Here is a 15,469-nt window from a genome sequence, read left to right as displayed (position 1 = left end):
TTATCCGAATAATGTTCTGAATGCTTCTTCCACCTTCCGAACGGGGATCAGTTCTATTTTTATCTTCTTGGTATTTAGTCCCTGCATATTATATTTGGGCAATATGAATTGCTTGAAACCCAGTTTCTCTGCTTCTCCAATTCGTTGTTCAATGCGATTTACCGGGCGTATTTCTCCTGACAAACCGATTTCACCTGCCATGCAGATTTCCGGTTCTATCGCCGAATCCATGTTGCTGGAAAGAATGGCGCTGATTACAGCAAGGTCTATCGCCGGATCATTTACTTTTAGTCCGCCGGCAATATTTAGGAATACATCTTTTTGTGCCAGTTTAAAGCCGACACGTTTTTCCAATACTGCCAGTAGCATATTCATCCGTCGGATATCAAAGCCGGTGGCGGAGCGTTGAGGATTGCCGTATACGGCACTACTTACTAATGCTTGCGTTTCAATCAAGAAAGGTCTGATGCCCTCAATAGCAGAGGCAATGGCTATGCCGCTCATGCCTTCGTGGTCTTGGCTCAAGAGTAGTTCCGAGGGATTGCTTACCTGGCGTAACCCGTCCTGACGCATCTCATAAATACCTAGTTCGGCAGTACTGCCAAAGCGGTTCTTGATACTGCGGAGGATACGGTACATATAATGCTGGTCACCTTCGAATTGAAGTACAGTATCCACAATATGTTCTAATACTTTGGGACCGGCAATGCTACCTTCTTTATTGATATGCCCTATCAGGATAACTGCCGTATGGGTCTCTTTGGCAAAACGTAGGATGGAAGCCGAACATTCCCGCACCTGAGCGATGCTTCCCGGAGATGATTCAAGAGTTTCGGTTGAAATGGTTTGTATAGAGTCGATAATAACCAAATCAGGTCGTGTGTTCTTGATATGTACATATATCTGTTCCAATGATGTTTCGCAAACGATGAGGCAATCACTGGAAGAAGATGTCAGTCGGTCGGCACGAAGTTTAAGCTGTCGGGCACTCTCTTCACCGGAGATGTAGAGTATTCGCTTATCCGGTATTTGCAGTACGGTTTGCAGGACTAGAGTAGATTTCCCAATACCCGGTTCTCCACCTATTAATACGAGAGAACCTTGTACCAGTCCACCTCCTAATACACGGTTTAGTTCGTCGTCGTGAAGGTTGATGCGGGGTTCGTCATCGGCAATGATTTCATTGAGGGTTACTGGCTTGGCTTTGGTGGTTTCTATTCCGGAAACGGGACGTTTGTTCACAACTTCTTTATGTACTACTTCTTCCACGTATGAGTTCCATGCTCCACACGACGGGCATTTACCTACCCACTTGGGAGAGTCTTGTCCGCAGTTGTTACACACATAAACCGTTTTATCTTTTGCCATAACCAAACATCTTTCTATAAATGACTGCCCAAAGGTACATTTTTTCATGGGAGAGGCAACAGAGTCTCAGGGAGTTTTTTTATATTTGTAGATAGAAAATCATTTTAAAAATAAGAAGCCATGATAGAAGATATTCTTAAGTATAACAAAGAGTTTGTAGTCAATAAGGGATATGAAAAATACATTGCGAATAAGTATCCCAGTAAAAAGATAGCAATCCTCTCTTGTATGGATACTCGTTTGACGGAATTGCTACCGGCAGCTCTAGGGCTTAAGAATGGTGATGCGCAGATTATCAAGAATGCGGGTGCTGTTATTTCACATCCTTTTGGTAGTGTTATCCGAAGCCTGACGGTGGCTATTTACGAATTGGGAGTAACGGATATTATGGTGATTGCTCATTCTGATTGCGGTGCTTGCCACTTGAATAGTGACCAGATGATAGAACACATGAAGGCACGGGGCGTCAAACAGGAAACAATTGATATGATTCGTTTCTGCGGAGTCGATTTTAATTCTTGGCTGTATGGCTTTGAAGACACTGAAAATTCCGTGAGAGGAACAGTCTCAGCTATCATAAATCATCCGTTGATTCCAAATGATGTTCATGTGCATGGATTTATTATAGATTCAGTAACAGGTGCTTTGACTCCGGTGGAATTCTAATTGCGTGGCTTACTTCTTATCTGGGCTGATGAGAACTGCCTAAGAATATGAATAAAGATCAGTCGTTACCTGAAATAGGAATCATGTGGCATGATTGTAGGAATCATACGTAATGATTGTAGGAATCATACCGTATGATTGTTAGCTCATCTTTGGATGCTGTAAGTTATTGTCTTGAAGTGAAGGCAACTCATCTCCATGTGGATAGCAATTCCTTACATCATCAATATAAGTTGATAATGACCAATAGAATCGCAAGTACAGAGCTATACGCAGGTTACCATCACCTTTTAATTGCTTTCTGTTTTATAACATATTCTGTAAATTGCAAGTAATGAGCAAATTGTTTTCCTTTGCGGCAGGATAGTTCAGCACAGTTGTCCTATCCGTTTTTAAGAACAATTTGATTCATTTGCTATGAAAGTTATTTTTGGGCAGCAGACAACTAAAGTCAAACAGTTGGCTGATCTGATAGGTCATGATATCTCAATGGGTAAATATAAGGTAGAGGATGCTTTGCCTTCTATCAATCAGTTGAGCCAGGACTATAAGGTGTCCAGAGATACGGTGTTCAAGGCTTTCATTGATTTAAAAGAGCGAGGACTCATTGATTCTACTCCCGGCAAAGGCTATTATGTAGTGAATCGGCAGAAGAATATTCTTTTGCTGCTCGATGAATACACTCCTTTTAAAGATATACTCTACAATAGTTTCGTCAAGCGCCTCTCTTCACAATATAAAGTAGATTTGTGGTTTCACCAATATAAGGAATCTATGTTTAACGCTATCCTTCGGGAGTCACTGGGGAGATATAATAAATACATCGTAATGAACTTCGACAATGAGAAGTTTTCTCCTTATTTATATAAGGTGGATGCTTCCCGTCTTTTATTATTGGATTTCGGTCAGTTCGACAAAAAAGAATGTTCGTATATCTGCCAGGACTTTGGAGAGTCGTTTTATCAAGCAATGTCTCAGTTGACCGACCGGTTGCAACGTTATCGTAAGTTAGTTCTGTTCTTTACTAAGGAGAGCAAACATCCCAAGGAGACCTGTGAATTCTTTAAGAAGTACTGCATAGATCATAAGCAAGATTTCGATGTGATTGAGAATATGGATAACTTGGAGGTGCAACCCGGTGAGGTTTATATTGCTATCCGCCAGGTAGACGTAGTAGAACTCGTTAAGAAAAGCCGTGCGGCAGGACTTACTTGCGGAACAGATATTGGCTTGATAGCCTATAATGATACGCCGGCTTACGAAGTGATTGATAAAGGAATTACCGTAATGAGTGTGGATTGGAAAAAGATGGGAACCATGATGGCGGACTTTATCCTTACCGGTAAACCTATACAAACTTATCTGCCTACAGAAGTGCATTTAAGAGGGTCATTATGACTTTTTTTATAGGTAGTTATCAGCATAGTTCAGCATAGTGATAATGTATTATTAATTCAAAATAGAGAATATGAAGAAGTACCCCAAAATTGGGATTCGTCCCACAATCGACGGTCGTCAAGGTGGCGTTCGTGAAAGCCTTGAAGATAAAACCATGAGTCTGGCTAAAGCAGTAGCCGAGTTAATTTCTACTAATCTGAAGAATGGAGACGGCAGTCCGGTAGAATGTGTGATTGCCGACGGTACTATCGGTCGTGTGGCGGAGAGTGCAGCATGTGCCGAGAAGTTTGAGCGCGAAGGAGTAGGAGCTACTATCACAGTGACTTCTTGCTGGTGCTATGGTGCCGAAACAATGGATATGAACCCCTATTATCCGAAAGCCGTTTGGGGATTCAACGGAACAGAGCGCCCGGGAGCTGTATACCTGGCTGCCGTATTGGCAGGACATGCTCAGAAGGGATTGCCTGCATTTGGTATCTACGGACGCGATGTACAAGATCTGAATGACAATTCAATTCCTGAAGATGTTGCCGAGAAGCTTTTGCGTTTTGCACGTGCTGCACAGGCTGTTGCTACTATGCGCGGGAAGTCATATCTGTCTATGGGTAGCGTTTCCATGGGTATTGCCGGTTCTATTGTCAATCCTGATTTCTTTCAGGAGTATTTAGGTATCCGTTGTGAATCTGTAGACCTGACTGAAATTATTCGTCGCATGACCGAAGGTATCTATGATAAAGAAGAGTTTGCCAAAGCTATGGCATGGACAGAAAAGTATTGTAAGAAGAACGAAGGCAAAGACTTCAATGCTGTTGCCAAAGCGAAAACCCGTGAACAGAAAGACGAAGATTGGGAGTTTATCGTAAAAATGACCCTTATCATGCGCGACCTGATACAAGGTAATCCTAAACTGAAAGACATGGGATTCAAGGAAGAAGCACTTGGACATAACGCCATTGCAGCCGGTTTCCAGGGACAACGCCAGTGGACCGATTTCTATCCGAATGGTGACTACTCTGAGGCTTTGCTGAATACTTCATTCGACTGGAATGGCATTCGTGAAGCATACGTTGTAGCTACTGAAAATGATGCATGCAACGGTGTAGCTATGCTGTTTGGGCATCTGTTGACCAATCGTGCACAAATATTCTCGGATGTACGTACTTATTGGAGTCCCGAAGCAGTAAAGCGTGTGACAGGTAAAGAGCTTACCGGTTTGGCTGCCAACGGCATTATTCACTTGATAAATTCCGGTGCCACTACTTTGGATGGTACAGGTCAGCAAATGAATGGGCAAGGTGAACCCGCCATGAAACCCCATTGGGAGATATCCGAAGCTGAAATGGAGAAATGCCTCGAGGCTACTACTTGGTATCCTGCCAATCGTGATTATTTCCGTGGTGGCGGTTTCTCTTCCAACTTCTTGTCAAAGGGTGGCATGCCTGTTACAATGAGTCGCTTGAATCTGGTAAAAGGTCTTGGCCCCGTACTCCAGATAGCCGAAGGCTGGACTGTAGAGATAGAACCTGAAATACACAAACTTCTTGATGAACGTACCGACCGTACTTGGCCTACTACTTGGTTTGTGCCTCGCCTTTGCAATAAGCCGGCATTCGAAGATGTTTATTCTGTGATGAATAACTGGGGAGCCAATCATGGAGCAATCAGCTATGGGCATATCGGTCAGGATTTAATTACATTGGCTTCTATACTTCGTATTCCGGTTTGTATGCACAATGTAGATGAAAAGAAGATATTTCGCCCCGCTGCATGGAATGCTTTCGGTATGGATAAGGAAGGAGCCGATTATCGTGCTTGTAGTACTTACGGACCTATTTATAAATAATTGAAGTGTGAATCGTATGATTACCAATGAATATATAGAACAGTTTGTTGCCCAAGCCCATCGGGTAGGTGATGCAGGGCTTACAGTTTGTAGTAGTGGCAATCTTTCCTGGCGCATAGGAGAAGAGGTTTTACTTTCCGGAACAGGCTCTTGGGTTCCTTCTCTTACGAAAGAGAAGGTGGCTGTTTGCCGGCTTGCCACGGGAGAAGTTCTTAATGGTGTAAAACCATCTATGGAAAGCGGATTTCACTTGGGGGTACTTCGGGAGCGTTCCGATGTGAATGTGGTGCTTCATTTTCAATCGCCTTATGCTACAGCTGTAGCTTGTATGAAGAATTGTCCGCAGAATTTCAATGTAACGGCAGAAATACCTTGTCATGTAGGACGGGACATACCGGTAATTCCTTATCTTCGTCCAGGTTCTGCGGAGTTGGCTCAAGCTGTTGTCGGGGCTATGAAGGAACATAATTCAATCTTACTGAAGAAGCATGGACAAGTGGTTTGCGGTAAAGATTTTGATCAGGCTTTTGAGCGTGCCATGTTCTTTGAAATGGCTTGCCGGATTATTATACAGTCCGGTGGTGACTACACAGTACTGACGCCGCAGGAGATTGAAGACCTTGATACATATATCTTAGGTAAAAAGACTAAATGATGAATACCTATTTAGCAGTTGACTTTGGAGGTGGAAGCGGTCGGATAATGGCCGGTTCCATTGACCAAGGGGTGCTGAAACTCGAAGAAGTGTATCGCTTTCCTAACCGGCAAGTGCGAATGGGTAATCATATATATTGGGATTTCCTGTCTTTATTCGAGGAAATGAAGAACGCACTTCGTCAGGCTGCTCTCAAAGGATACTCCGTCAAGAGCATCGGCATTGATACGTGGGGAGTGGACTTTGGTTTAATTGATAAAGACGGCAATTTGCTTGGAAACCCCGTCTGTTATCGTGATTCGCGTACGGATGGTTTGCCGGAAGAACTTTTTGATGAGGCTGAGTTGTCGGCGCATTATGCACAGGCGGGTATTCAAATGATGTCTATCAATACACTTTTTCAGCTTTATAGCATGAGGAAAGGGGATGATGTTCAATTAAAAGTTGCCGATAAACTCTTGTTTATGCCCGATTTGTTTAGTTACTATCTTACAGGTGTTGCTAATAATGAGTATTGCATCGCTTCTACTTCAGAGTTGCTGGATGCCCGTACACGTACATGGAATCATCCTCTGATAGAGAAGATAGGTCTACCACAACACTTGTTTGGTGAAATAGTGATGCCGGGTACTGTACGTGGAAAACTGAAACCGGAGATTCAGGAAGAAATTGGCTTATCGGAAGAAGTGGAAGTGATAGCAGTCGGTTCACACGATACATCGAGTGCCGTATTTGCGGTTCCGGTTACTACGTGCGGTTGTAGTGCTTTCTTGAGTTCGGGTACTTGGTCGTTGCTCGGTGTGGAAGTACAGCAACCTATTTTGACGGAAGATGCTCGCAAAGCCGGGTTCACCAATGAAGGTGGAGTGGGAGGTAATATCCGTTTTTTGCAAAATATAACAGGTCTTTGGATGTTGCAATGTCTTATCAGTCAGTGGAAAGAGCGAGGTGAAGAAACTGATTATGAATATCTGATTACGTCCGCTGAAGTAGCTGACATATCTTCCATGATAGATGTTGATGATAAATCTTTCCAAAATCCGATAGATATGGAAACTGCCATTGCCGATTATTGTCGACAACATGCTTTGCAAATACCGGTTTCGCAAGGAGAATATGTACGATGTATTTTACAATCACTGGCACAACGCTACAAACGTGGGATTGAGCAACTGAACAGCCTGATTCCACATCCGGTAGAACAATTGCATATAGTAGGAGGAGGCTGTCGTAACCGTTTGCTTAATCGTCTCACGGCCGAAGCATTGGGAATCCCGGTCTATGCAGGACCGGTAGAGGCTACTGCCATCGGCAATATTCTAGTGCAAGCATTGACCAAAGGCGACATAAAAAGTCGAAGCGAAATCAAAGAAATAATTTAAAGAATCTACTACCATTATGAATGACACAAAAAAAACTTCGATTCTTAGTAAGAATGGTGTGAGTTATCTGATACCTTTTATTATGATCACCAGTTGCTTTGCTCTATGGGGCTTTGCCAACGATATTACCAACCCCATGGTGAAAGCTTTTTCCAAAATATTCCGCATGAGCGTAACTGATGGAGCTTTGGTACAAGTTGCTTTCTACGGCGGTTACTTTGCCATGGCTTTTCCGGCTGCTATGTTTATCCGTCGGTTTTCCTATAAGGCAGGTGTAATGTTGGGACTAGGGCTGTATGCAGTTGGTGCTTTTCTGTTTTTCCCGGCTATGTTGTCTGGTAGTTATTATCCTTTTTTGATAGCTTACTTCATATTGACATGCGGATTGTCTTTTCTTGAAACCAGTAGTAATCCGTATATACTTTCGATGGGAACAGAAGAGACGGCTACCCGTCGTCTGAACCTGGCACAGTCTTTTAACCCGATGGGTTCATTGCTGGGTATGTATGTGGCAATGAACTTTATTCAGAACCGCTTGAACCCCATGGATACTGTAGAACGCGGTCAGCTCTCTATCAGTGAATTTGAAACGGTTCGTGATTCAGATTTGAGCGTATTGATTACTCCTTATCTTATTATAGGTGCTGTGGTCTTGATGATGCTTTTATTAATTCGTATGGTGAAGATGCCTAAGAATACCGAACAGTCGCACGACATCAATTTCTTGCCGACGTTGAAACGCATAGTTCATATCCCTCACTATCGGGAAGGGGTTATTGCTCAGTTCTTCTATGTAGGTGCGCAGATTATGTGTTGGACGTTTGTCATTCAGTACGGTACTCGTTTGTTTATGGCTGGAGGCATGGAAGAGAAAGCGGCGGAAGTATTGTCACAAGAGTATAATATAGTGGCAATGGTTATTTTCTGTATCAGCCGGTTTATATGTACTTTCATCTTACGCTATCTCAGCCCGGGCTTTTTACTGAAGATACTGGCGATTGCTGCCTGCATATTTACGGTAGGAGTTATATCTTTGCAAAATATTTTAGGAATGTATTGTCTGGTCGGTATATCAGCATGTATGTCATTAATGTTTCCCACAATTTATGGAATAGCATTACGGGGATTAGGCGATGATGCCAAGTTCGGAGCTGCCGGACTTATAATGGCTATTTTGGGTGGCTCTGTGTTACCGCCGCTTCAAGCAAGCATTATCGACCAAGGTACTTTGTTTGGCATGCCGGCAGTAAATCTTTCATTTATATTGCCTCTTATCTGCTTTGTTGTAATTATTATGTATGGGCATCGCTCGTATAGACGTGAGAAAGCCTAACGAATATAAAATATGATTTTCATGAAAAATAGAAGCTTAGTTTTACTTGTACTGTGCCTTTCCTGTTTATGGGGAATGGCACAAGAGAAGAAGGTTGTAAAGGTTGCTTGTATCGGCAACAGTATCACCTATGGTTCAGGCATCAAGAACCCGTTTCAGAATAGTTATCCGGGACTGCTTTCTCAACTCTTGGGCGAAGACTACGACGTAAGGAATTTCGGTGTTAGTGCTCGTACCCTGCTCAATAAGGGTGACAATCCTTATATGCGCGAACAGGCCTTTCGTGATGTGCAGTCTTTCCAACCCGATATTATCACCATCAAGTTGGGTACTAACGACAGTAAATCCCATAATTGGAAGTATGGAAAAGACTTCCGGAAAGATCTGAACGCGATGCTCGACATTCTACAATCTCTTTCTTCTAAACCTAAAATCTATCTCTGTTTACCTGCCGCTGTCTTTAAAAATAACTTTGATATCAATGACAGTGTGATTTCTACTTGCATTATTCCCATTCTTCGCGATGTAGCCAAGAAGCGCAATCTGTCTGTTATCGATCTCTACTCTGCATTGAAACCTAATCCCGATTATTATGTAGATGGCGTTCACCCCAATGAACAAGGCGCTGCTCTTATAGCCGGCGAGCTCTACCGTACTCTAACCGGCAAGGAAGTTCCTGCTATCAATACCGAACAAGCTTTTCCCGGAAAGAAATCACAATGGGCAGGTTATGACCGTTACGACTTTTTTTACAACACACGCCAAGCAACTGTTGTCGTCCCTCGTAAGGCAGCCGAAGGTCGTCCCTGGATATGGCGTCCCGCCTTTTTTGGTGCATTTCCTTCAGTAGATGTGGCTTTACTTGAGAAGGGATTCCATGTTGTTTATTTCGATGTGACCTATCTTTATGGTAGCCCCCGTTCACTCAATCTGGGTGATGCCTTCTATAATGTAATGTGCCGGTACTACAATCTTTCTCCGAAAGTAACTCTCGAAGGGTTTAGCCGTGGCGGACTATTTGCTGTTAACTGGGCGGCAAGGAATCCTAGCAAAGTGGCCTGTATTTACCTCGATGCTCCGGTGTGTGACATGACTCGCTTTGCTACCTTCAAAGACCCCAATCTGTGGGCTGACTTTCTCAAAGAGTGGGGATTGACGAATGAAGCAGTAAATGGTTTTAAGGGAAATGCTATCGACAACCTTGCCCCTTTGGCTGCAGCTGGTATTCCCATTATAGCAGTCTGCGGTGATAGCGACAAGACTGTTCCTTATGAACAACACATGAAACTGGCTGCCGAGCGTTACCGTGCCTTGGGTGGCGTAGTCGAAATCATTCTGAAACCTGGTTGCGATCATCATCCCCATAGTCTGGATAATCCGGAACCGGTAGTCGATTTCATTCTCCGTTATCAGTCCGGATATCAACAGAAGCAAGTGATTCATCAACGGGGTAGTCTAGCCAATTCCTATCTGAAATTTACGAAAGAGAAGAAAGGCTGTGTTGCCTTCTTGGGTGGTTCCATCACCGAAATGCGTGGTTGGAGGGATATGATACAAGAAGACTTGAAACAACGTTTCCCTGATACGGAGTTTACATTTGTTGATGCAGGCATTGGCTCTACAGGTAGCACTCCGCATGCTTTCCGTTTGGATCATGATGTTCTGCAGAAGTGCACCCCCGATTTGTTATTCTTCGAAGCTGCGGTGAATGATGATACCAATGGTTTCAATTACATTCAGCAGGTGCGTGGTACGGAAGGCGTAGTTCGTCATGCCCTTACTGCCAATCTGGAGATGGATATTGTGATGATGCACTTCATTTATGACCCGTTTATTCCTTTGCTCAATCGAGGCATTCAGCCACAGGTGATTATGAACCATGAGGGAATTGCCAATTATTACAATCTTCCCAGCATCAATTTGGCTGAAGAGGTGGCTCGTCGTATGCGTGACGGTGAGTTTAATTGGGATGATTTCGGAGGTACACATCCAGCCTGGAATGGGCATAAGATATATGCTGCTGCCATCAACCACCTTTTTGATTTGAATTGGAGTGGGGAGGTGGTTCATAAATCCATTCAATCCCATGCATTGCCACAGAATCCGATAGATACCTATTCGTACATAAACGGAAAGCTCATCGACATCCATGCCGCCAAGCAACTCATTGGTTGGAAGATAATAGATGACTGGACACCTACAGTTAAAGCCGGTACCCGCAATGGTTTTGTAAATGTTCCTATGTTAGTTGCTAATCGTGCCGGAGCAGGTTTATCCCTTTCCTTTGAAGGTCGTGCCATCGGTATTTTCGGCGTTTTTGGTCCACAGGCTTGTACATTGGAGTATAGTGTAGATGGATCTCCATTCAAGAAGCTCGACACTTATACTCAATGGAGTAAAGGTCTGTATTTGCCATGGGTCTATATGTTGGAAACAGAACTTGCACAAGGTCGGCACACTTTGCAGTTGCGTGTAGCAAAAGGCGACAGAACTGAATGCGAGATTCGGAATTTCGTAGTAAATTGATGCTATACTGTAATCTCTCCTGCCAGTGGCTGCCCCATTAACTCTCTTATTTTATCTACCGGATAGTCATGCCCCAGGAGGAACATCAGTTTTGTTACGGCAGATTCAGTGGTGCTATCATATCCGCAGACTACTCCGGCTTGTATCAATTGATAGCCTGTTTCGTAGCGTTCCATTTCTACAGTACCGGCGCTACATTGGGTTACATTGACAATGATAATTCCTCTCTTGCTGGCATCAAGCAGATGGCGGAGGAACCATTCCTTACGTGGAGCATTGCCCGAACCGTAGGTTTCGAGGACTACTGCTTTCAAGTCTTTGGTAGCAAGTATAGCTTCTACGATATTCTCTTGAATGCCGGGGAATAACTTCAGTACGGCAATATTTGTATCAAGTAAGTAATGCGGAGTCAGCATTTGCTGGTCGTTATGCGCATGAATCTGCACATTATTATATTTAATATGTATACCTGCTGAGGCAAGCACCGGGTAATTGAAGGAACGGAAAGCATTAAAGTTTTCCGCATTAATCTTGGTAGTGCGGTTGCCACGCATCAAATGATTTTCGAAGAAGATACATACTTCAGGTACAATAGGTTGTCCGTTGGCATGGCAGGCAGTGGCTATCTCGATACTGGTTAGCAGATTTTCCTTACCATCCGTGCGGAGCACCCCGATAGGGAGCTGTGAGCCGGTAAGTATAACAGGTTTACTCAGCCCTTCGAGCATAAAGCTAAGGGCAGAGGCGGTATAAGCCATTGTATCCGTGCCATGCAGAATGACGAAGCCGGTGTATCGATCGTAATTATCACTGATAATGTGTACGAGTTTGCGCCATGCATCCGGGTCCATATCCGAAGAATCCATTGGAGGATCGAACTGATAAGTATCTATACGGAAAGCATACCTCTGAAGTTCGGGCACATGTTTTTGCAGTTGCTCGAAGTTGAAGTTCTCTAAGGCACCGGTTTCTGCATTCTCTATCATTCCGATAGTTCCACCGGTGTATATTAACAAAACGGAAGTGTTTTCTGGGTTCATGCTTGATTTTCTTTCTGTATTCTATCGCAAATATAGTGATATATCTTGAAAATAATATCAAATTGTCATAAAAGAACTGCGGCATTTGCGATAAAGTAGTACTTTGACTGTGAAAATGTTAGTTGCCGAATGCGCATATTTCTTGCCTTTTTAATAGCTTTCTATATTTTTATCGCAAAAAAGTCGCAAAAAGTGATAGATTGAATGTTTTTATTCTTACTTTTGCAACACTTATCAGAAAGGATAGAAATAGAGACAATGAACAAGTACTATCAACATACAGTCACATCGATGTGTACCATGACCCTTAGGGGTTAAGGATAGTATTTTGTGTTTCTACGTGTTACACCATTTTCAAACAGCTTTTTTATTTAATTCAAGTCAATACAAACCGTTTAGGTTTGTCTCCGACACATTGTATCAACCATCTCAATAATATAAAGAGAAATGAAAGTATTAAAATTCGGTGGTTCGTCCGTAGGTTCCGCCAGCAGTATTTTGAGCGTCAAGAGAATTGTAGAAGCAGTAAACGAACCGGTGATAGTGGTAGTGTCCGCATTGGGTGGCATAACAGACAAACTGATTAACACCTCCAAGATGGCAGCAGTGGGAGATGCTTCTTATGAAAACGAATTCCGCGAGATTGTTTACCGTCATGTAGAAATGATTAAGGAAGTGATTCCGGCAGGTGAAGCTCAAGTAGCTTTACAGCGTCAGGTAGGTGAGTTGCTCAATGAACTGAAAGATATTTTCCAGGGTATTTATCTGATTAAGGATCTTTCGCCGAAAACTTCCGATACGATTGTAAGCTACGGTGAACGCCTTTCTTCCATTATAGTGGCAGAGCTGACGGGAGCGGAATGGTTTGATTCGCGTAAGTTTATCAAGACTGAGAAGAAGCACTCCAAGCATGTAATAGATGTTGATTTGACGAACCGTTTGATTCGTGAAACTTTTCAAAATCTGCCCAAATGTTCGTTGGTGCCCGGATTTATCTCTACTGATAAAGTCTCCGGTGATGTAACAAACCTGGGACGTGGTGGTTCTGATTATACGGCTGCCATCATTGCGGCTGCCCTCGATGCCGAAACTTTAGAAATCTGGACTGATGTAGATGGCTTCATGACTGCTGATCCGCGTGTGATAACTACCGCTTATACGATCAGTGAATTGAGTTATGTTGAGGCTACCGAGCTTTGTAACTTCGGTGCCAAAGTCGTTTATCCGCCAACGATTTATCCGGTTTGCCACAAGAATATACCCATATTAATAAAGAATACGTTCAATCCCGAAGGTGAGGGAACTATTATCAAGCTTGATTCTAACGGAAAGAGCAAGGCAATTAAAGGTATCTCTTCCATTAATGATACCAGTTTGATTACCGTGCAAGGTCTTGGTATGGTGGGCGTGATTGGTGTGAACTACCGTATCTTCAAGGCATTGGCTAAGAATGGTATTAGTGTGTTCCTTGTATCACAGGCATCTTCTGAGAACTCAACCTCTATCGGTGTGCGTAATGCTGACGCTGATTTGGCATGTGAGGTTTTGAATGAAGAGTTCGCTAAAGAAATCGAGATGGGAGAGATTTCACCTATCCAAGCAGAGAAGAACTTGGCTACAGTGGCCATCGTAGGTGAGAATATGAAACATACCCCGGGTATTGCCGGTAAGCTATTCGGAACGTTGGGACGTAATGGTATCAATGTGATAGCTTGTGCGCAAGGTGCTTCGGAAACTAATATTTCTTTTGTAGTAGATTCCAAGTCTTTGCGTAAATCATTGAATGTAATTCACGATTCATTCTTCTTGTCCGAATATCAGGTATTGAACTTATTTATTTGTGGTATCGGTACGGTAGGCGGTAGCTTGGTAGAGCAGATTCGCAGCCAACAACAGAAACTAAAGATGGAGAACGGATTGAAACTTCATATAGTAGGTATTGCCGATGCAGATCGTGCTATGTTCAATCGTTCAGGTTTCGATCTTGCCAATTATCAACAAGAACTGAAAGAGAATGGTAAACCGAGTACTCTCGAAACTCTGCGTGACGAAATTATCGGTATGAATATCTTTAATTCTGTGTTTGTTGACTGTACGGCAAGCGCAGGCGTGGCTTCACTCTATAAGGATTTGCTGCAACACAATGTATCTGTAGTAGCTGCTAACAAGATTGCTGCTTCTTCGGAATACGATAATTATCGCGAACTGAAACAGATTGCCCGTCAGCGTGGTGTGAAGTATTTGTTTGAAACGAATGTAGGTGCAGGTCTTCCTATTATTAATACAATTAATGATCTCATCCATAGCGGTGACAAAATATTGAAGATTGAAGCTGTGTTGAGCGGTACTCTGAATTATATCTTCAACAAGATCAGTGCAGACATTCCTTTCAGCAAGACTATCAAGATGGCACAGGAAGAACGCTATTCCGAACCCGATCCGCGTATCGACCTTAGTGGTAAGGATGTAATCCGCAAACTCGTGATCCTGGCGCGTGAAGCTGGTTATCGTTTGGAACAGAGCGATGTGGAAAAGAATCTCTTTGTGCCTGATGATTTCTTTGAAGGTTCATTGGAAGACTTCTGGAAGAAAGTACCAAGCCTTGATGCCGATTTCGAAGCACGTCGCAAAGTATTGGAAGCCGAGAATAAACATTGGCGTTTCGTTGCGAAGCTGGAAAACGGTAAAGCATCTGTAGGTTTGCAGGAAGTAGGTTTCAACCATCCGTTCTACGGTTTGGAAGGTAGCAACAATATTATCTTATTGACTACCGAACGTTATAAGGAATATCCGATGATGATACAAGGCTATGGTGCCGGTGCGGGCGTAACGGCTGCGGGTGTCTTTGCGGATATTATGAGTATAGCAAACGTTTAAAGTTTGATGATTTATGAAACACATCATTATACTGGGTGACGGTATGGCTGACTGGCCTGTAAAGGCCTTGGGCAACAAGACTTTGTTGCAAGCTACCGATACGCCTTATATGGATAAACTGGCGCGAATGGGACGTACGGGACGGTTGATGACTGTTGCTGATGGATTTCATCCGGGCAGTGAGGTGGCGAATATGTCCGTTCTGGGCTATGATCTGCCGAAAGTATATGAAGGTCGCGGTCCATTGGAAGCGGCAAGTATTGGTGTGGATTTGCAGCCGGGCGAAATGGCGATGCGTTGCAACATAATCTGCATTGAAGAAGATAACATCAAGAATCATTCTGCCGGACATATCACCACTGAAGAGGCGGATGTGCTGGT

The 15,469-nt window shown here is 43.3% G+C and carries 10 protein-coding genes and 1 pseudogene; 9 read left to right on the top strand and 2 right to left on the bottom strand.

The window, feature by feature from the left end; genetic code table 11:
* The gene (gene radA, locus Q1W14_RS21020; RefSeq protein ID WP_300704737.1) at positions 1–1,368 is read right to left on the bottom strand and encodes a DNA repair protein RadA; all 1,368 of its coding nucleotides are present in this window, start codon (positions 1,366–1,368) and stop codon (positions 1–3) included.
* A 120-nt stretch (positions 1,369–1,488) separates the two neighbouring features.
* On the opposite strand from radA, the gene Q1W14_RS21015 reads away from it, so the two are divergent.
* The 7 genes from Q1W14_RS21015 to Q1W14_RS20985 all read left to right on the top strand — a co-directional run bounded on the left by Q1W14_RS21015 (position 1,489) and on the right by Q1W14_RS20985 (position 11,171).
* A complete protein-coding gene (locus Q1W14_RS21015; protein ID WP_300704735.1) occupies positions 1,489–2,034 on the top strand; it encodes a carbonic anhydrase in 546 nt (181 codons plus the stop codon).
* Between the two features lie 417 nt (positions 2,035–2,451).
* Positions 2,452–3,432, top strand: coding sequence for a GntR family transcriptional regulator (locus Q1W14_RS21010; RefSeq protein WP_300704733.1), 981 nt, complete (start codon positions 2,452–2,454; stop codon positions 3,430–3,432).
* A gap of 70 nt (positions 3,433–3,502) precedes the next feature.
* On the top strand, positions 3,503–5,275 hold the full coding sequence (gene fucI, locus Q1W14_RS21005; RefSeq protein ID WP_300704731.1) for an L-fucose isomerase: 1,773 nt from the start codon (positions 3,503–3,505) through the stop codon (positions 5,273–5,275).
* Positions 5,276–5,291: 16 nt separating this feature from the next.
* On the top strand, positions 5,292–5,930 hold the full coding sequence (locus Q1W14_RS21000; protein WP_300704795.1) for a class II aldolase/adducin family protein: 639 nt from the start codon (positions 5,292–5,294) through the stop codon (positions 5,928–5,930).
* The gene (locus Q1W14_RS20995) at positions 5,930–7,312 is read left to right on the top strand and encodes a rhamnulokinase family protein (RefSeq protein ID WP_300704794.1); all 1,383 of its coding nucleotides are present in this window, start codon (positions 5,930–5,932) and stop codon (positions 7,310–7,312) included. The genes Q1W14_RS21000 and Q1W14_RS20995 overlap by 1 nt, the downstream gene beginning before the upstream one ends.
* Before the next feature lie 16 nt (positions 7,313–7,328).
* Positions 7,329–8,645, top strand: a complete 1,317-nt coding sequence (fucP, locus tag Q1W14_RS20990) for an L-fucose:H+ symporter permease (RefSeq protein WP_300704729.1) — start codon at positions 7,329–7,331, stop codon at positions 8,643–8,645.
* 21 nt (positions 8,646–8,666) lie between these two features.
* Positions 8,667–11,171: an alpha/beta fold hydrolase gene (locus Q1W14_RS20985; RefSeq protein WP_300704727.1), complete on the top strand. Its 2,505-nt coding sequence runs from the start codon at positions 8,667–8,669 to the stop codon at positions 11,169–11,171.
* A 2-nt stretch (positions 11,172–11,173) separates the two neighbouring features.
* On the opposite strand, the gene Q1W14_RS20980 is transcribed toward Q1W14_RS20985, so the two are convergent.
* Positions 11,174–12,211, bottom strand: a complete 1,038-nt coding sequence (locus Q1W14_RS20980; protein ID WP_300704725.1) for an asparaginase — start codon at positions 12,209–12,211, stop codon at positions 11,174–11,176.
* Between the two features lie 447 nt (positions 12,212–12,658).
* On the opposite strand from Q1W14_RS20980, the gene thrA reads away from it, so the two are divergent.
* Together thrA and Q1W14_RS20970 are read left to right on the top strand one after the other, a co-directional pair.
* Entirely contained in the window at positions 12,659–15,088 is a 2,430-nt protein-coding gene (gene thrA, locus Q1W14_RS20975; protein WP_300704724.1) for a bifunctional aspartate kinase/homoserine dehydrogenase I, read from the top strand.
* A 13-nt stretch (positions 15,089–15,101) separates the two neighbouring features.
* A pseudogene (locus tag Q1W14_RS20970) lies at positions 15,102–15,469 on the top strand (phosphoglycerate mutase); the annotation flags it as partial.

Origin of the sequence: Bacteroides sp. (genome assembly GCF_030151085.1) — a bacterium.
Classification (GTDB): domain Bacteria; phylum Bacteroidota; class Bacteroidia; order Bacteroidales; family Bacteroidaceae; genus Bacteroides.
The sequence above is the reverse complement of the archived record's forward strand: the minus strand, read 5'-3'. Positions and strand labels throughout refer to the sequence as shown.